The 18,233-nt window shown below is 55.4% G+C and carries 13 protein-coding genes; 12 read left to right on the plus strand and 1 reads right to left on the minus strand.

The features are described 5' to 3' along the window. The first annotated feature begins 73 nt into the window (after window positions 1-73). The 3 genes from ABID47_RS17060 to ABID47_RS17070 all read left to right on the plus strand — a co-directional run bounded on the left by ABID47_RS17060 (window position 74) and on the right by ABID47_RS17070 (window position 3,850). Complete coding sequence (locus ABID47_RS17060) at window positions 74-1,066, plus strand: Gfo/Idh/MocA family protein (protein WP_105443175.1); 993 nt, start codon at window positions 74-76, stop codon at window positions 1,064-1,066. Next, on the plus strand, window positions 1,066-1,935 hold the full coding sequence (locus tag ABID47_RS17065; RefSeq protein ID WP_354498435.1) for a sugar phosphate isomerase/epimerase family protein: 870 nt from the start codon (window positions 1,066-1,068) through the stop codon (window positions 1,933-1,935). The genes ABID47_RS17060 and ABID47_RS17065 overlap by 1 nt, the downstream gene beginning before the upstream one ends. Before the next feature lie 199 nt (window positions 1,936-2,134). Then, on the plus strand, window positions 2,135-3,850 hold the full coding sequence (locus tag ABID47_RS17070; RefSeq protein ID WP_354498437.1) for a histidine kinase N-terminal 7TM domain-containing diguanylate cyclase: 1,716 nt from the start codon (window positions 2,135-2,137) through the stop codon (window positions 3,848-3,850). A gap of 87 nt (window positions 3,851-3,937) precedes the next feature. Here ABID47_RS17070 and ABID47_RS17075 read toward each other — a convergent pair whose 3' ends face one another. Then, window positions 3,938-4,831 carry an AraC family transcriptional regulator gene (locus ABID47_RS17075; protein ID WP_354498439.1) on the minus strand — a complete coding sequence of 298 codons (894 nt, stop codon included), beginning with the start codon at window positions 4,829-4,831 and terminating at the stop codon, window positions 3,938-3,940. Between the two features lie 254 nt (window positions 4,832-5,085). Between ABID47_RS17075 and rhaB the strand changes: the two genes are divergently transcribed. From rhaB to ABID47_RS17120, 9 genes are all read left to right on the plus strand, one after another. Further along, window positions 5,086-6,534, plus strand: a complete 1,449-nt coding sequence (gene rhaB / locus ABID47_RS17080) for a rhamnulokinase (RefSeq protein ID WP_354498442.1) — start codon at window positions 5,086-5,088, stop codon at window positions 6,532-6,534. 36 nt (window positions 6,535-6,570) lie between these two features. After that, window positions 6,571-7,848 (plus strand): L-rhamnose isomerase, encoded by a 1,278-nt coding sequence (gene rhaA / locus ABID47_RS17085; RefSeq protein WP_354498444.1) that lies wholly within the window; start codon window positions 6,571-6,573, stop codon window positions 7,846-7,848. A 410-nt stretch (window positions 7,849-8,258) separates the two neighbouring features. Further along, a complete protein-coding gene (locus tag ABID47_RS17090; protein ID WP_354498446.1) occupies window positions 8,259-9,533 on the plus strand; it encodes a BNR-4 repeat-containing protein in 1,275 nt (424 codons plus the stop codon). A 238-nt stretch (window positions 9,534-9,771) separates the two neighbouring features. Beyond that, complete coding sequence (locus tag ABID47_RS17095) at window positions 9,772-11,562, plus strand: sensor histidine kinase (protein ID WP_354498448.1); 1,791 nt, start codon at window positions 9,772-9,774, stop codon at window positions 11,560-11,562. 119 nt (window positions 11,563-11,681) lie between these two features. Then, a complete protein-coding gene (locus ABID47_RS17100) occupies window positions 11,682-12,431 on the plus strand; it encodes a response regulator (protein WP_076166342.1) in 750 nt (249 codons plus the stop codon). A gap of 150 nt (window positions 12,432-12,581) precedes the next feature. Beyond that, entirely contained in the window at window positions 12,582-13,922 is a 1,341-nt protein-coding gene (locus ABID47_RS17105; RefSeq protein WP_116230719.1) for an extracellular solute-binding protein, read from the plus strand. A 275-nt stretch (window positions 13,923-14,197) separates the two neighbouring features. Next, window positions 14,198-15,079, plus strand: a complete 882-nt coding sequence (locus tag ABID47_RS17110) for a carbohydrate ABC transporter permease (RefSeq protein WP_145946094.1) — start codon at window positions 14,198-14,200, stop codon at window positions 15,077-15,079. A gap of 23 nt (window positions 15,080-15,102) precedes the next feature. Further along, window positions 15,103-15,948 (plus strand): carbohydrate ABC transporter permease, encoded by an 846-nt coding sequence (locus ABID47_RS17115; protein WP_354498452.1) that lies wholly within the window; start codon window positions 15,103-15,105, stop codon window positions 15,946-15,948. Window positions 15,949-15,952: 4 nt separating this feature from the next. Beyond that, window positions 15,953-18,199 carry an FAD-dependent oxidoreductase gene (locus ABID47_RS17120; protein WP_354498803.1) on the plus strand — a complete coding sequence of 749 codons (2,247 nt, stop codon included), beginning with the start codon at window positions 15,953-15,955 and terminating at the stop codon, window positions 18,197-18,199. The last annotated feature ends 34 nt before the right edge of the window (window positions 18,200-18,233 follow it).

An 18,233-nucleotide genomic window follows, 5' to 3' on the forward strand; every position in this document is an offset into this window, starting at 1 on the left:
CTGCTGAGATGAAGCCGGCAAGCCGTATGGAAGTATCCTTACTGTACCGTATTTTATTGAGGAGGCTGTGTACATGAGCAAAGTTCGCGTAGGCATCATCGGCACGGGAGGCATCGCCGCTTGGCATGCCAGACAACTGCTGGAACTACCGGAGGTTCAAATTACAGCTTTGACGGACACCAGTGACAAGAATCGGAATGCATTTGTGGAAAAATTCGAGCTTCGTGAAGCCCGCCAGTATTCGAATTACGAGGACATGCTGGCACAGGCAGAGCTGGACGCGGTGGTGATCTGTTCACCGCACACCCAGCATTTCCAGCAGGCGCAGGATGTGCTCAGCAGTGGTCTGCATGTTCTGATCGAGAAGCCGATGACCTGCTCTTCGGCAGAGGCCGAGCTGCTGATTCATACCGCCGAGCAGGCGGGGAAAATTTTGCAGGTATCGTATCAGCGCCACTTTCAACCCGAGTTCCTGTACATAAGGGATGCCATTGCGAGCGGCGTCATCGGCAAGGTCACCTCGGTTACCGCTTCGCTGTATCAGGAATGGAGACAGGGGACGCCCGGTTCCTGGCGGCAAGACCCGGCGCTCTCCGGGGGCGGCTTCCTGATGGATTCCGGCAGCCACATTATCGATGTGCTGCTCTGGACCACCGGGCTGACGCCGGTTGACGTCAAACCGCAGCTGCATATGCATGGCGCGCCGGTCGAGATCGATACCTTCACCTCGATCCGGTTTGCGGAAGGTGCAGTGGCTGGATTGAATCTGGTCGGCTATGCACCCTGCTGGCATGAAACCTTCGTGTTCTGCGGCGAGGACGGCGGTATCTTCTATGACAACGGAAAAATCACGCTGCGGCGGCTGAAGCAGGAACCGATCGTCCCTGATCTGCCGGAGCAGACGACGAATCAGGACAAAAGCTTCATCGACGCGATCTTGGGACGGCATGAAGTATTGGTGCCTGGAGAATTCGCTCTGAAAGTTGTTAAGTTATCCGAGATGATCTACCAGGCGGCCGGCTATGTCCCGCAGGCAGCGGCTATGACAGAGGAGGAAAACGTCTAATGAGCAATCCCATCGGAATGCGAATTCCGCCTAAAATTGGTGCGGAAGGAATCCGGCAAACGGCTCTCTGGGCGGCGGAAGCCGGACTGGATATTCTGGATGTCCCGCAGCTGACTCCAGAAGTAAAGCAGGCGTGCGAGGAGGCCAGCATCGGGATCGGATCGGTCGATGCCCAGCAGACGGCAAAGCTTCTCAGCCGCGACGACTCTGTAAGAGAGGCGGCTGTGACCTCAGTAAAACAGCAAATGGACGGAATATCGGAACTCGGTGGCAGTGTCATGTTTATGTGTCTCGTCCCGGAAGACCATACGCTCCCACGCAGGGAGGGCTTTGCTATCTGGAAGGATACGTTTCCAGAGCTGGTCCGCCATGCCGAGGAGAAAGGCGTCTATATGGCGATCGAGGGCTGGCCCGGCCCAGCGCCGTATTATCCGACGCTGGGATGCACGCCGGAAATGTGGAGAGCGATGTTCGAAGCGATCCCTTCGCGGCATTTCGGGCTCAACTATGATCCTTCCCACCTGGTCCGGCTGGGCATTGATTATCTCCGCGCTTTGAGCGAATTCGGGGACCGAGTCGTTCACTGCCACGGCAAGGACACGGAAATTTTACACGATGAGCTGTACGAGTGCGGCGTCATCCCGGCAACCTTTGGGGAGAAGTATGGCTTCTCCGAAGGGTCATGGCGCTACACGATCCCTGGGCATGGCGAAGTGGAATGGAGCAAGGTTGCCGTAAGGCTTGACCGGCTTGGTTATCAGGGTGCAGTGAGTATCGAGCTCGAAGATCATCGGTTCTGGGGATCGATCGAGGCGGAGCGGCAGGGGATCGTGAAGGCTGCCGAACATTTGGCTCAGTATTTTAAATGATTTGGACCGGCATTTATATCGGGCCGTCTTGAATGAAAGGCATCTGGGGATTCAATCCCGTCATCATCCCGCCATCTTGGATGGCGGGATGATTATTTTTCTGTATCCTTGCCCTTATTTCCTGTGGTAACATCGGGATAAGAATGACCGGACCGCGACGGCTCCGGCTAACCACACATGATTTGGAGCCTGCAACCTTATGGGAACACCTTACTCCGCTGTCCTGACTCTGATCGTTTCCGCCGGTGTGTTAAATCTTCTGATGGGATTATATGCCTTGTCGGGAAGGTCCAAGCTCACCATGGTAAGAACCTTTTTCGCGTTCAGCCTTTTGGCAGCCATTTATACGTTTGGGTCCGCGCTTGAACTTGCCAGCGGCTCGCTTGAAGAAATCAAGTTCTGGATCAAGTTCGAATACTTGGGCATGCCGTTCCTGCCGCCGCTGAATCTGCTCATCATCATGTCCTATCTCGGTATGGAGCGTTATTTGGGAAGGCGTCTCAAGATAGCCATGTTCATCATTCCCACGGTCACACTGCTGCTGGTTATGACGAACGATTGGCATCACCTCTATTACCGCGACATTGTCCTGCGGGCAGGCGGGTCAAGCCTTAAGGCGGACGTGGTGGGAGGTCCCTGGTATATTATTCAAGGTGCCTACACGTTCGGCTGCATGATCGGCGGTGTCGTGCTTCTGCTGAGGCATTGGCGGAGAATGCCTTCTTACCGCTTTCAGCTCGGCACGATGCTGATCGGCCTGGTGCTGCCGCTTGCCGGAGACTTTCTTTACCTGGGCGGCATAACCCCTGAAGGGATGGATCCGATACCGGTGATCATGACGGTGACTTCAGCGCTTTACTTATGGGCGCTTGTGTCCAAAGGATTGTTTCACGTCGCTCCGATTGCCCGGGACAAGCTGTTTGCCAGTATGCGCGACGGGGTGCTGGTACTCGACAGGGACAACCGGCTGGTCGATTACAACCCTGCCGCCGGCGCCATGATTCCAGAGCTCGGTATCTCGTCCATCGGGGAGCCGCTGGAAGGGCTGTGGGAAAAACACGCCGGGGGACCGCTGCTTCATTACGATCCGGATACGGATATCGGTTCAGGAGCAGATATCCAGGAATTGAGCTGGCATATTGGAGAGAGGGACTTCAACTATCAAATCCGGACGTCTGTCATCCGCAATCAGGGCGGGCAGCCGGCCGGACGGCTGATCGTGCTGATCGATGTCACCGAGAAAGCGCGTCTTCAGGAGGAGCTTCGCCAGCTTGCTTACTATGACGGGTTGACGCGGATTTACAACCGTGCCCATTTTATGAAGCTGGCCAGCGGCCTGCTGTATGACTGCCTGAAACGGGAGGAGCCGATGTCGCTGCTGCTGTTCGACATCGATCACTTCAAGCGGATCAACGATGAGTTCGGGCATGATACGGGCGATGACGCCCTAATGCACATCGTCGGGGTATGCCGTGAGCAGCTGCGCCCCGAGGACGTGTTTGGCAGGTACGGGGGCGAGGAATTTGTGGTCGCCCTTCCGGGGCTCAACCCGGTAGAGGCTGCCAGAGCAGCGGAGCGCATACGCGCCAGCCTTGCCTTGCAGCCGCTTGAGACAGCGGGCGGCCCACTGTCGATGACGGCAAGCTTTGGCACCGCCGGCTTTCCTGCGGCGGGCCTTGCGAGGACGGAAGCAGCGGCGAGCGGGGAGGTGGGCGATACCGGCCCGTCGCTAGTCAAGGTCCATGGTGGATGCCCCGTGCCAGGAATGGAAGACACAGCCGCGGGAGTGCTCCCTATAGGAGGCCAATGGCCGGATGCCGAGCTGCGGCGGCTGCTGAAGATGGCCGACCGGGCGCTGTATGAGGCCAAGCGGGCCGGAAGAGACACGGTGCGGATTGCCGCGGAAACGTCCTGAACAATATGGAATGAAGGAAGCCAGCCCCTTGGGGACTGGCTTTATTGGTGTATATGCATAGTGTATATGAATATTTACAATGTCTCACTAATCTTCCGTTCCGGCGGCCGTACTCGTTATGGATGCGTGTGACTGCCGGTATTCCCTTGGCGTCATGCCGGTAATCTTCTTGAAGAGCGCGTTGAAAAACGCGATGTCCGTATACCCCACGGCGCCAGAGATATCGTGAATCCGGCGGTGACTTGACCGAAGCAGGCGGCAAGCCTCTTGAATCCGGATCCGCTGAAGATACTTGATGGGTGTGAGTCCGGTATGTTTGACGAACAGCCTCTGAAACTGCCGCTCCCCAATCCCGAGCTCACCGGCTAGCTCCTCTACGGTAAACGGACGGCTGTAATGGCCATGAAGCATGGACAGCACATGGTCCATACCTACGGCGGGCGGTGGTGCCCCTTCCACTGTGGCTTCGTGAATCCGGATGATGCAGATCATCAGCTGAAGCATGCCTGCATACAAGGCGGTTTCCCTTCCGCTACGCTCCACCGAATACTCGCGATAGAGCCGTTCGAACCAGCCTTTGGCTTCGCCGTCACGGTCGCGGTAGTGCATGATTTCGTTAAAAGCCAGAAGCCTTCCAAGCTCATCGCCTCCAGGCACCATTTCCAAAATTTTGGTGGCATTCTCCATCGAAGTCAGGCAGTTATACACGATCAGCTGACGGTCCTTGGCCGTTGACCCCGGGCGGAACACATGCGAAGCGCCGATCGGAATGACAAACAGGTCCCCCGCAGATACGGGCATGACCTCATCACCTGTATGGTGGTACCCGGTTCCTTCACTGACATAACTCATTTCCAGAAAATCATGGTGATGTTCGGTTAACTCATAGGACTCGGCGTTGCGGTTTACGAAAATCGAGAAGTCATCCCAATTGTTGAAATACTCCCTGCCGCTCAGCAGCCTTACCGTACGCTTAGGCATGATGATTATCCTCGCTATGTCGGAATTACCGGGTAAAATGTCGCTTTCACCTAAATTACCCGGGGTGTTAATCATTTTATGATAAATAGGAGGATAGAACAAGATCTGTTCATGGAACGCCGGGAAATGACGCACGAGAAGGTGTATGGAAGCAACCGAAAGGCTGGCGGCAGAATCTATTCCTGATATGGCAGTGCGTTTCGAAAGCGTTTCCATGGAGGAGGACGAACTTGGTTTAGAAAGGGGATGGAGGTATGGATGCTCATATCGCCGTTGACATCGGGGCATCAAGCGGGCGCCTTGTTCTCGGAAGGCTGAAGGATTCCAAGCTGGCGCTGGAGGAAATCCACCGATTCGACAACAGTTTCCGTGAGCTGGACGGCTCCCTGTATTGGGATATCGAGCATTTGCTGGAGCAAATCGTTGCAGGGCTGCAGGCAGCCAAGAAGGCCGGCGTCGAGTCCTGTACTTTGGGGATCGATACCTGGGCGGTGGATTATGCACTGGTCGACCGGGAAGGCAGGAGGCTTAGGGAAGTCTATGCGTACCGTGACCGGCGGACGGATTCGGCCCCGGCGGAGCTGGGAAAGCTGATATCCCGCGAAGCCCTGTATGAGAAGACAGGCATCCAGCAGCTGACGTTCAACACGATCTACCAGCTGTTTGCACATGACCGGGAAGAACGGGCAAGGGCGGACCAGGTTCTGCTTGTACCGGATTATTTGTATTACCGTCTGTCAGGCAGGCGGATCAACGAAGTGACTAACGCTTCCACCACCCAGCTGCTGAACTTGCAGAGCCGGGATTATGATGCAGAGCTGTTGTCCATTCTCGGGATGCGGCGGGAACAGTTTGCCGCGCTGACCGAGCCGGGAACTCCCCTTGGAGGGCTGGACCCGGCACTTCAGCAGCGGTACGATTTGCCGTTATGCAGCCTCGTCGTTGCGGCAACCCATGATACCGCTTCCGCGGTGCTTGGAGTGCCCGCCCGCGAGGGGAGTTCCTGGGCCTACTTAAGCAGCGGCACTTGGTCCCTTCTGGGCGTGGAGCGAGATCAGCCCCTGAACACGAAGGAAACGATGGCAGCGAACTATACCAACGAATGGGGCGCTTACGGAACATATCGTTTTTTGAAAAATATAACAGGCCTCTGGTTAATACAGGAGGTCCGACGGCAGAGCGGAGAACGGTGGAGCTTTGCTGAGCTGGTTCAAATGGCGGAGCAGAGCGAGCCATACCGCAGCCTGATCGACTGCAACGACGACCGGTTCTTAAATCCGCCGGACATGGCGGAAGAGATCCGCAGCTTTTGCAGGGACACCGGGCAGCAGGTGCCGGAGTCGGTTCCCCAAGTGGCGCGCTGCATCTTCGACAGCTTGGCTTTAAGCTACGGCACGTACTTGGATGAGCTGGAGGCACTGACCGGGGAACCCGTCGAAGTCCTGCACATCGTGGGCGGTGGAGCGAAAAACGAGCTGCTCTGCCAGCTGACGGCGGACGCCATAGGCAGGGAGGTCTGTGCAGGCCCCGTCGAATCCACGGCGCTCGGCAACCTGATGGTCCAAATGATCCAAACTGGAGTGTTCAGGGATATTCACGAAGCCAGAAAAACCGTTGCCGAATCTTTTGAAGTGACCCGTTATAAACCGGGCCCCCTCGCGGCCGGCGTGAAGGAATGCTGGAATAGGATCGTGAAGAAATGATCATTTACCAAATCCAATTTTCGGGAGGCAAGTAACATGGATCAACAAATTCGGAAGAGCTATGAGGATGCCAAAACGCTATATTCCCAGCATGGGATCGATGTCGACCAGGCACTGGAAAAGCTGGCGCAAATTAAAATTTCGCTCCACTGCTGGCAGGGGGACGATGTGCGAGGTTTTCTGTTCAGAGACGCGGAGCTTAGCGGAGGAATTGCGGTAACCGGCAGTTATCCGGGACGCGCGGCCACGCCGGATCAGCTGAGAGACGATCTGGAGAAAGCCTTGTCCTTGATCCCCGGCAAGCATAAAGTGAATCTCCATGCAATATATGCGGACACCGAAGAGAAGGTTGACCTTGACGAGCTCGAGCCCCGCCATTTTCAGCGTTGGGTCGATTGGGCCAAAGATCAGGGACTCGGTCTGGATTTCAATCCTACGTATTTCTCCCATCCGAAAGCGGCCGACGGTTTTACGCTCAGCCATGCGGATGAGGAAATCCGCCAGTTCTGGATCCGCCACGGCAAGGCATCCCGCAAGATTGCCGAGTATTTCGGCCGCGAGCTGGGTCAGCCCTGCGTGACCAACAGCTGGGTACCCGACGGGTACAAGGATACGCCGGTCGACCGCCTGTCGCCGCGCCAGCGGCTGCGCGATTCGCTTGACGAGATTTTCAGCGAAGAGATCGATCCGTCCTATAACATCGATGCGGTGGAGAGCAAATTGTTCGGTTTGGGTTCCGAGAGCTACGTTGTGGGTTCGCACGAATTTTATATGGGTTACGCGCTGTCACGGGGGAAATCGGTCTGCCTCGATGCCGGGCATTTCCATCCGACCGAAGTGATCAGCAACAAGCTGACTTCCATCCTGATGTTCAGTGAACATTTGCTGCTGCATGTGAGCCGTCCCGTGCGCTGGGACAGTGACCATGTCGTAACGATGGATGATGAGCTGCTCGAAATCGCCCGCGAGCTGGTCCGGGGTGATTTGCTGCCGAGAACGAGCATCGGCCTGGATTTCTTTGACGGCAGCATCAATCATATTGCAGCGTGGGTCATCGGCACCCGCAACACGATCAAAGCGCTCCTCCGGGCCATGCTGGAACCGGTGGATGAGTTGAAAAGGATCGAGCTTGCAGGCGATTTCACCTCACGGCTGGCTTTGACCGAAGAGTTCAAATCCTACCCTTTCGGGTCCGTGTGGGATTACTACTGCGCTTCGCAGGGTGTGCCTGTGCGTGAGCAGTGGCTGCATGAAGTGAAACGCTATGAGGAGCAAGTGTTATCCGCTAGATACAGCCTAGTTCAGAATTCTTAAATTCTGGCAGAGATGAGAATGAAGTGCTTTAAATATACAGTAGCGACGCCGCATCCGGCGTCGTTTTTTTTACGTCGGCAATAAACGTATCGTGTGGCCTGGCAGGGCAGAATTATTCTCGCATCATATATCTCGCTAAGTTTAGTCCATGCGAGCGGCTGGACCGATTTAATGGGATGTCCGCGCAAGGGGCTAATTCGTTCTATATCTGTTTTCAGCTGAATGAAAAGACGTGATTTTGTTCTATGGGATGCATCAATTTGTGTATGACACGGGGGTCGAGCCTCGTGCTACGATAACCGTGCGCATGAGCTTCCAACTATATTGAAAGCGCTTCAGATTACTGACTGGATAGAGTCTCATGCTTCAGGCATAGGAAGGGGTTACTTTACCTAAAGGAGGCCGATGATATGAAAAAAGGAAGACCGTGGAAAATCGGAGCGGCGGCGTTGATGCTGGCTTCGCTACTCCCATCCGGGACGGGCAGCGCTGCCGCGGCATTGACCGAGGTGCCATATGCCATGGATTCAAGCAACCAAGCGGGTTGGTGGACGCCCCTCGAAACGTATGGAACGGGATTGGAGTACGCCTACATGGCGTATAACGCTCCCGGAAGCGCCGAGTCAACGCATAAAGTATATATCGCCAGGCGGGACGGGAACGGAGTATGGTCCAATATTCCTGTCATGAACGGCAGCTCGGTTGCGGAATACAATGATGATTTGGGACATAATCAGCCCTCGATAGCGCGGGACGGAAACGGCAGGTTTCATGTGTTCGCTTCGATGCACCACGAAGCCTGGCATTATTTCCGGTCCGACACGGTAGGGGGAGCGCCGCAAAACCATTCCGCCGATATGCCAACGCCTTCGACGTTTCAAGGCACCTATCCCGTCTTGACCACGGCACCGAACGGAGACGTATACCTGTTGATCCGGTCCGGCGAAGACGCCGCCGGCTACCGGTCAGGGCAGCTGTTCCGGTGGAATAACGCGGCTTCCACATGGTCCAAGGTGGCCGTGATCGGCTCGTCCTTGAACAAATCGTTCTACCCTGATGATCTTGTGTTTGATGCAAACGGCGACCTTCACATTTTGTTCGAGTGGTCCGCATTTGCGGCCAGTCCGCTGCGGCATGAATTGTCTTACGTCAAATACAGCCCATCGACAGGCAGCTTCTACAAGGCCGATGGCAGCGCCGTTTCCCTGCCGCTGACTCCGGGAACCGCGGACATCATTCAGCCGCTCGCGCCGACCGAAGCGTATGTTCAGACGGGAAGCGACCCCGGTGGCCCCGGTGTGCAGAGCGCCAAACTGGCCGTCGATTCGTCCGGAAATCCCGTCGTAGCCTACCGCTACCGGGAGGAAGGCAGCACGACCTTTTCCGTGAAGTATGCATCCTATGGAGTCGACGGCTGGAACCTGCAAACCGTGTATAACGCTTCCGAGACAAAGGCAGCCATTGATATCACATGGGCAGGCTCGGTGCCGCGGGTGTACTACGCCAAGAGCAGCGGTACGGACCGCGCATTTATGGCCGTCCCGTCAGGCGGCGACTGGAGTCAAACGTCCATCGCACCAGGCAAGCCGATAGAGCGTCTAAGTGTTGAGCGAAATGATAACGATATTGATATTTTGTACCTTGTGGACGTCACGAACCGCAAGCTGTATTACGGTAGAAACTGAGCCTGCGATCTAGCTGAAACGATATCAAAGTATACGTATAAATCCCCTGAAGAACCGCATAAGGGTGCGGTTCTTTTTTCGTTAACTGGCAGGATTAACAGCATCGTGTCAATAGAACGATTTGATGTTTTTTGCAGGCTTGCACGCTACAAAATTACGCTCTTGTACGAACATTGTTATCTAGGGACATCGTGTGAGATATAATGGGAGCACCAAGTGTAAAAAAGGAGTTCTCGTTATGCGGAAATGGCTCGGTCACCTCATTCCCCACAAGCTGAAATACCGGTTGTTTGCCCTGTTCGCGCTCGTCATTTTGCTTCCGTTTAGCGTGCTGAATTTGTACAACTACCAGAAAATCGAATCGCTTGTCCAAAATAAAATAAGCGAGCAGAGCCACGAGCAGCTGGACAATCTGCACCGGTCACTTGAGGATCAGCTCAGCATCGCGTTCAAGACGCTGATTTTCCTGGAACAGGATTCCGAGGTGAGACGCATTCTGCAGAAGCCGGAAGAACGGTCGGTCCTGGACAATAAAGAGATCATGGAGGACAAGTTCAAAGGGCTCAACAACAGCTTTTTCCTGTACAATCCGTCCGTCTATTTCACGCTTCTCGACAACAGCGGCCATGTGTATACATCCTATCCGCCGAATACTTCCCTGAATTACAGCCAGATTGCATCTAACGCATCTTTTAAGGCGCTTAAGGAATCCAAGTCCTCTTATCTCTGGGTGTCCGACGATGTCAATTACGTGTCACGGGATATCAGTAAAAGCCCGAGCCTGCTGTCTTTGTACGCAGAACTGCGCGACAGAAGCAACAAGGCCTACGGCTTGGCACGCATCAGCATCGATTTCTCCTTCTGGTTTCAATCTATGCTGCAAAAATCCGAAAGCGATCAAGCCTACTTCATCATGACCCGTACCGGTGAGGTGATCGCAAGGTCGATTCCCGATTCGTCATTGTCTGTTGCAGCCGTCAAAGAAATCGCAGACATGCCGCAGAGCGGTCATTGGACGGATCAGCAGTCCGACACGCTGGTGAATTACAGCTATTTGTCTTCCCTGGATTGGTATCTGGTGGATCGAATACCGCTTCATCTGCTGTTCCGGGAAATCGAAACGCTGAAGAAGCAATACTTTGTAACCTTTTATGCCATTACCGCCGCGTTTATTGCGGTTGCGTTCATGATTGCCCATGCGTTTACAAGGCCGTTGTCGCATATGCAGATCAAGATGAAGGAGGCGGTTCGCAAGGATCTGCGGATCCGGCTGCCCGAGAAGCGGTACAAGGGAGAAATTTTGGAACTGACCCGGACGTTCAACACGATGATGGTCGATATGAACGGTTTGGTCCAGCGGCTGCGGGCCGAAGAGCGGCAGAAGGATGCGGTGCATTTTCAAATGCTGCTGGCACAGATGAACCCCCATTTTCTGCTGAATACGCTGAATACGATCAAGTGGATCGGCCTGCGGAGCGGTAGTGAAGAAATTGTCGAGATTTGCCTGTCGCTCGGAAAGCTGCTGGAGACGAGCCTCAACTCCGACGTAGACTTGATTCATCTCCGGGATGAAATCGAGCTTACGCGTGCCTTTCTTTATATTCAGCAGGTGAGATATGGGAACCGCTTTCAAGTGGAGTTCAGCTATGATGAGGAACTGGTGTATGCGCTGGTGCCGAAGCTGAGCCTGCAGCCCTTGGTGGACAATGCAATCAAGCACGGCATCGGCAATATGGCCGAAGGCGGACGGATTCTGATCCGGATGGGGCGCAGCCCGCTGCTGCAGGACCGGCTCACTCTGGAAGTCGAAGACAATGGCGTCGGCATCGAGCAGTCCACCAAAAATCAGGGCGAAGCCCGCAAGCGTCCGAGTATCGGATTGCAAAATGTGAGGGAGCGGCTGCGCCTTTTGTTCAAGGACAAAGGGGAGCTTGAGGTTATCCCGCTTGAGCAGGGAACGCTGTGCCGGATGCACCTGCCGGTGCTGCTGTCCGAGCCCTACGAGAATACGCGTCAATCGATATCATGAACGATCTAAATGGAACTAAAATGATGATCCGGCTGATTTCTTGGGATGTGCAACTGTTCTAAGTCTGAGCTGTGACTTTCTTTGGTTCCTTCTATCTAGCTGTTAAGGAGTGAACGCGCATGTGGAAAGTGCTGCTGGTTGAAGACGAAACCTTCGTGAGGGAGTCGGTCAAGGAGATCATCCGGTGGGAGGAGATGGGCTTTACGCTCGCGGGCGAGGCGAGCAATGGTTTGGAAGCCCTGCCGATGATCAAGAACGACCCGCCGGATCTGGTGTTGTGCGACATCGTCATGCCGCAGATGGACGGCCTTGAACTTCTGCAGGAAACACGGAAAGCCGGCATCGGGTCCAAATTCGTCATGCTGACCTGCATCGGGGACTTTGAATCCATGCGCCGAGCGATGGAGTACGGGGCTTCCAACTATATTTTGAAGCTGTCCATGAGCGTGAAGGATCTTCGGGAGACGCTGTCCAAAGTGAGCAGGGAGCTGTCAGCCCGGCAGCCGCAAGTTGAACGTCCGGTTCGGCAGCCGGCGGCCCGGGAGAAGATTACGCACCCGGAAGTGAACAAAATTATGGAGTATATCGAACAAAACTACGATCAGGACATTACGCTCAAATCGCTCGCCCGTTATGTCATGATGGGAGAAAACTACGTCAGCGCCTTGTTTAAAAAGAAAACCGGGGAGACCTTGATCCACTATCTGCACCGGACGAGGGTCGAGAAGGCCATCGAATACTTGACGACGACGGACCTTCCGGTCAATCGGATCTGCCAGAACGTTGGTTTTATGAACGACAACTATTTTATTAAAATTTTTAAACGGATGACGGGGATGACCCCGAGCCAATACCGGATGAAGCAATAGAACAAAATGTATGTTCAGTATCTGTCACGAGCCGCCGAACTGTGTATTTCTGTTCCATGGGAATCATGATTCTGTTACTTACGGCGGGGCCCGCCGCTTTGCTATCCTTGAGCTGCAACAAACAATTCATTTTGATACGGGGGGCTTCAATTGAGAAAAAAGGGTTGGCTTGCGGGATTCGTATCGCTGGCGCTGATCGCGGGCGTGGTATCGGGCTGCTCCGGCGGCGGAAGTAAGGGGGACGCCGAGGGGGCGGCGGGCAGTGCAAAAGCCGCTTCGTCCGCTTCAGGCGGCGCCGTCAAACTGAAAATGTGGGGCGGGGTTCCCCCGGAGGCCGGTCCGCAGGAGGTGGTGGATGCCTGGAACAAGGATCACCCGGACATTCAAGTGGAGTATGTGCGCTTTGTCAATGACGATGAAGGCAACTTGAAGCTGGATACGGCGATTATGACCGGACAGGATGTCGATCTCTTCGTCAACTATTCCGCTTCCCAGGCGTCAAAACGGGTTGCTTCGGGGGCTGCGGCTGACCTGAGCGCCTTCACGGACTATAATATCGACGAGAAAATGGGGCCCGAAGCGGCTGGCTGGAAGATCGACGGCAAATATTATGGCGTACCGACGACAAAAAGCTCCTTTTTCGTCGCGCTGAACAAGGATGCCCTGGATGCAGCCAACCTCCCGGTTCCGAAGGACTGGACCTGGGACGAGATGAGGGAATACGCCAAGAAGCTGAAGAAGGGCGAAGGCTACGGTTTTATCCAGAATACCGAGCCGTTTGTCGACCCGATCGACTCCGTGCTCGCCAAAGAAGGCTATACCAAGGCAGACGGCAGCTCCAACCTGGATCATCCGCTTGTGCGTAAATGGCTGGAAAGCTTGTACGGCATGATGAAGGATGACAAGACGACGCCTCCGCTCGGCGAGCAGCTGACGTCCAAAATGCCGGTCGAGCAAATGTTCCTCAGCGGTGAAGTGCCGATGCTGAACATCGGGGCCTGGCTGCTCCGCAGCTCCAACAACTTTACCGATTATCCGCGCGATTTCAAAATTGCGTTCGCACCGGTACCGCGGCTGGAAGAAGACGCCGCAAACTACGTGACCCGCGGCGGGCTGGGCGATTATATATCGATCAACGCCAAGTCCAAGTATCAGAAGGAAGCGTGGGAGTTCCTGAAATGGTACGCGGACGGCGGCATGGCACCGATGGCAGCCGGCGGGCGTCTGCCTGCATCCAAGGATGCGGATCAGGATACGGCGCTGAAGAGCATGCTGGGCGACAAGGGAGACACCTACGATCAGGAATCCTTGATGTACGTCATGTTTGACAACAAGACGCCGACCTTCGTCCGTACCGTGCCGCAGGAGGTGATGGATCTGCGCTCGCAGGAATACGAGAAGTACTTCCTGGGGTCCCAGGACCTGGACGCGACGGTAGCGGCCATGGTGAAACGCCATGACGAATATTTAAAATCCAATCCGCAGCAGTGACCTATTGCCACGAAGGTGGTATGCTCATTTGAACACAAGGGATGGCCAAGTCTATTGGCTGTCCCTTGCCGCATTCTGGATAACTTCTTGCCCCCTTTATTGATCCGATTGCCCGATTATAGATAGAACGATTTGATGAACAAGCGCAGCGAGTCGTCCTCGAAGCGCTTTTTTTGCATCATTTTGTGATATGAAGACGATGGTTTTGTTCCTTCTGCGAAACGTCCCGGCTTGCTAGACTGAGGACATCAAAAATATGAAAGTAGGCGAAACGCATGAACAACCATTGGATGAGAAGGCAGCGCAGGCTGGGTTACGTCTTCATCGGGCCCAGCATGATCGGCGTGCTGCTGTTCTTTCTCATACCGGCCGCATACTCTCTCGGTTTGGTCTTCACGGATTACAAATTCATGAATCCCAAGGTCGGGTTTGTCGGTCTCGATAATGTAACCCGGATGCTGCACGACAAGCTGTTTTACCTGTCCTTGAAGAACACCGTGCTGTTCCTCGTGGCGGTGCCGGTGTCCATCGCGCTCGGCTTTGTCGTCGCGGTCATCCTGAACCAGCGGATCTACTTGAAAAAGCTTCTGCGCGCCCTGTACTTTATGCCGTACATTACGAGCGGGGTGGCCGTCGCGTTTGTGTGGATGCTGCTGTTCCAGCCGAAACAGGGGCCGATTAACGGATTCCTCCGCGGCATCGGCATCGATCATCCGCCGGGCTGGCTGTCGACGACAACCTCTTCGATGTTTGCGATCGACATCATCTGGATCTGGTTTCTGATGGGGTATAACATGATCATTTATTTAGCGGCACTGCAGGAGGTATCGCCGGAGCTGCTCGAAGCCGCGAAGATCGACGGCGCCCGGGCGGGACAGCTGCTCCGCAAAATCATCTGGCCGCTCGTCAGCCCAACGACGTTTCTGCTGCTGGTGACCGGAATGATCATGACGATCAAGACGTTTGGCATCATTCAGGCCACGACGCAGGGCGGCCCCGGGAACAGCACGACCATTTTGTCCCTGTACGTCTACCAGAACGCCTTCAGGTACTATGACATGGGCTACGCCGCCACGATATCGTGGGCGCTGTTCATCATCATCCTGATCATTACGGTGATCCAATGGATCGGCCAAAAACGATGGGTTCATTACTAAGAGAAAGAGAGGCCTGAAGCATCATGGAACTCCAAAAACGACTGCTGGCCGGCACGCCGGGCAGGCTGCTGGTGACGCTGATCATGCTGGCGCTGGCCATCGTGATGGTTATGCCTTTTCTATGGATGATCAGCACGTCTTTGAAAACACCGACCGAAGTATTCAAATACCCGATCGAGTGGATTCCCGCGCATCTGACATGGGAACACCACCTCAAGGTGTGGACCGGACCGAAAAGCTTCGGTACTTACTACCTGAATTCGCTAAAAATTGCCCTGATCGGCATGGCGGGCGCCACGTTCCTGTCCGCGTTTGCGGCTTACGGTTTTGCCCGGATCGAATTCAAGGGAAGGAACACGCTGTTCATGCTATATTTATCCATGATGATGATTCCCCCGCAGGTACTGTTCGTGCCCAAGTTCATCATGTTTGAATGGGCCGGCATTTATAATACGCATCTCGCGCTGATTCTGCCCGGCTTGTTCACGATTTTTGGTGTATTCATGCTGCGCCAGTTCTTTCTGTCCATCCCCCATGAGATTTCCGAATCGGCCTTTATCGACGGGGCAGGGCATTTCCGGATTTTCTTCCGGCTCATTCTGCCTCTCGCCAAACCGGCACTGGCCACCTTGGCTATCATTGATTTTTCCTGGCAGTGGAACGATTACGAAAACGCGCTGGTCTTCCTGATCGATGAGCGGCTGTACACCATTCCGCTTGGACTTCAGAACTTTATCCTGGAAAATACGGTGGACTACAACGGCATGATGGCCGCGGCGTCTGCGGGCATAATCCCGATGATCGTCGTGTTTGCGATCGGCCAGCGCTACATTATTCAAGGGTTGACGAATTCTGCGGTGAAAGGGTGAGATGATGAAGAACGAGACGATACGAAGCGACGTAACCGTCATTGGCGGCGGGCTGGCCGGCGTATGCGCCGCTATTGCGGCGGCAAGGCTCGGCAGCCAGGTCGTGCTTGTGAACAACCGCCCGGTACTCGGCGGCAATTCAAGCAGTGAGGTTCGGGTGTGGGTGTGCGGGGCGACCGCGCACGGCATCAACCGGTACGCTAGGGAGACCGGCATTATGGGCGAACTGTTCGTCGAGAACCAGTACCGTAATCCGGAAGGTAATCCATACCTGTGGGATTTGGTGATCCTGGAAGCGGTGCGGGCGGAACCGAACATTACGCTGCTGCTGAACACCGATGTGCATGAAGTCGAGGCGGACGGTCCGGAGGAGAACCGGACGATCCGGTCGGTGATCGGCTGGATGATGGGCTCCGAGCGGCGCATCCGCATGGAAAGCCCCGTCTTTCTCGATTGTACCGGCGACGGTCTCGTCGGCTTTATGGCGGGCGCCCGTTACCGGATCGGCCGGGAAGCCTCCCGTGAATACGGGGAAGCGTGGGCGCCGGAGGAGGCGGACGGCATCACCTTGGGCAGTACGCTGTTGTTTTACACGAAGGATGCGGGTCATCCCGTCCGGTTCGTACCGCCTTCATTCGCCAAGGACATTACGCAGACGCCGATTCCGATCAAGCGGGTCATCCGCAGCGGCGACTCGGGCTGCCATTACTGGTGGATCGAGTGGGGAGGCGAATTGGACACGGTCCATGACAACGAAGTCATCCGGGACGAACTATGGTCGGTCATCTATGGGATCTGGGATTATATTAAAAATTCAGGGAGGTTCGATGCCGACGCCATGACGCTGGAATGGGTCGGTTCCATTCCGGGAAAAAGGGAATATCGCCGCTTTGTCGGCGACTATGTGCTGAACCAGAACGACATCATAGGGCAGGAGCCGTTCCCTGACCGCATCGCCTTCGGCGGCTGGTCCATCGATCTGCACCCGCCGCAGGGGATGTATGCCGAAGCCAGCGGATCCAAGCATATGCACGCGGACGGCATCTACCATATTCCGTACCGCAGCCTGTATTCGGCGAACGTCTCTAACCTGCTGTTCGCCGGCCGCAACATCAGCGCTTCCCACGTGGCTTTTGGCACAACGCGCGTCATGGCGACATGCGCGGTGATGGGGGAAGCGGCTGGAACCGCGGCTGCCCTGTGCGCGGCCAAGGACGTGTCGCCGCGGGCCGTTTACCGCTCGCATCTGCACGAGCTGCAGCAGACGCTGCTGCGCCAGGACGCGGCCGTCATCGGCCTGCGGCATGAAGACGACCGGGATCTCGCCCGCCAGGCAAAGGTATCGGCCTCGTCGGTCCGAAGCAGCATCAGCGTCACCAAACCGCATTCAGCCTTCCGGCTGGAGCGGGATGCCGCGATATTGTTTCCGGTGGAGCCGGCGATGCAAGGACTGGAACTGCTCGTAGACGCGAGCGGGGATACCCGGCTGATGGTGGAGCTGTGGGACACCGGCCGTCCGGAAAATTATGTACCCTGCACAAAGGTGGCTGAAGCTGAAGCAGCTGTTTCCAAGGGTGAAGCGCAGTGGATATCCCTTCCGCTGGCTTGGGCACCGGACTCGCCGCAGAATGCTTTTGTCATCATCCGCGGGAATCCGGACATCAGCCTGCACCGGGCGGCTGAACCCCTTACCGGCGTCCTCGCATTTGAGAAGGGGGCGATCCCGAACGCTTCAGGTGATTTGGAGGACCATGACGAGAATCAGCCCGTCGTAGCCTGGAGCATGAAGGCTCTGGTCCGGCAGCCGTTCTGCTTCAAGGTTCTGGGTACGACCGCTGCCTATTCGTCGGCGAAGGCGGTCGGCGGATACAAGCGGCCATTCGGCGGACCCAATCTGTGGGCGTCGGATCCGATTGGGCCTGAAGACGAGGCATGGCTGCAGTTGACATGGGAGAGTGAAGTCGTGCTGCAGGAGGTGCGGCTGACATGGAACGACGACGTCAACGAAGACCTGATCAATCTGCATCATCACCGAACGCCGTTCGAAATCATCCCTGAACTGGTCAAGTCATACCGGATTGAGGCACGCATCCGTGGGGAATGGGGCACGATCGCCAGTGTTAAGGATAATCGGCGAAGAAGCAATCGGATCGCTTTGAACGAGCGCATTTCCACCGACGCGCTGCGCCTCGTGATCGAACAAACGAACGGTGCTCCTGCCGCCGAACTCGTGGAGATTCGGGTATACTGATTGGAAGGTCAACGGAACCAATCATCGCAAAAGT

Source organism: Paenibacillus favisporus (assembly GCF_040545415.1).
Classification (GTDB): Bacteria; Bacillota; Bacilli; order Paenibacillales; family Paenibacillaceae; genus Paenibacillus_AQ; species Paenibacillus_AQ favisporus.

Coding starts and splice junctions, on each gene's coding strand:
- rhaA (WP_354498444.1), top strand. CDS start 6,571: ATGGATCAACAAATTCGGAAGAGCTATGAGGATGCCAAAACGCTATAT.
- ABID47_RS17065 (WP_354498435.1), top strand. CDS start 1,066: ATGAGCAATCCCATCGGAATGCGAATTCCGCCTAAAATTGGTGCGGAA.
- ABID47_RS17060 (WP_105443175.1), top strand. CDS start 74: ATGAGCAAAGTTCGCGTAGGCATCATCGGCACGGGAGGCATCGCCGCT.
- rhaB (WP_354498442.1), top strand. CDS start 5,086: ATGGATGCTCATATCGCCGTTGACATCGGGGCATCAAGCGGGCGCCTT.
- ABID47_RS17070 (WP_354498437.1), top strand. CDS start 2,135: ATGGGAACACCTTACTCCGCTGTCCTGACTCTGATCGTTTCCGCCGGT.
- ABID47_RS17075 (WP_354498439.1), bottom strand. CDS start 4,831: ATGCCTAAGCGTACGGTAAGGCTGCTGAGCGGCAGGGAGTATTTCAAC.
- ABID47_RS17115 (WP_354498452.1), top strand. CDS start 15,103: ATGGAACTCCAAAAACGACTGCTGGCCGGCACGCCGGGCAGGCTGCTG.
- ABID47_RS17110 (WP_145946094.1), top strand. CDS start 14,198: ATGAACAACCATTGGATGAGAAGGCAGCGCAGGCTGGGTTACGTCTTC.
- ABID47_RS17120 (WP_354498803.1), top strand. CDS start 15,953: ATGAAGAACGAGACGATACGAAGCGACGTAACCGTCATTGGCGGCGGG.
- ABID47_RS17095 (WP_354498448.1), top strand. CDS start 9,772: ATGCGGAAATGGCTCGGTCACCTCATTCCCCACAAGCTGAAATACCGG.
- ABID47_RS17100 (WP_076166342.1), top strand. CDS start 11,682: ATGTGGAAAGTGCTGCTGGTTGAAGACGAAACCTTCGTGAGGGAGTCG.
- ABID47_RS17090 (WP_354498446.1), top strand. CDS start 8,259: ATGAAAAAAGGAAGACCGTGGAAAATCGGAGCGGCGGCGTTGATGCTG.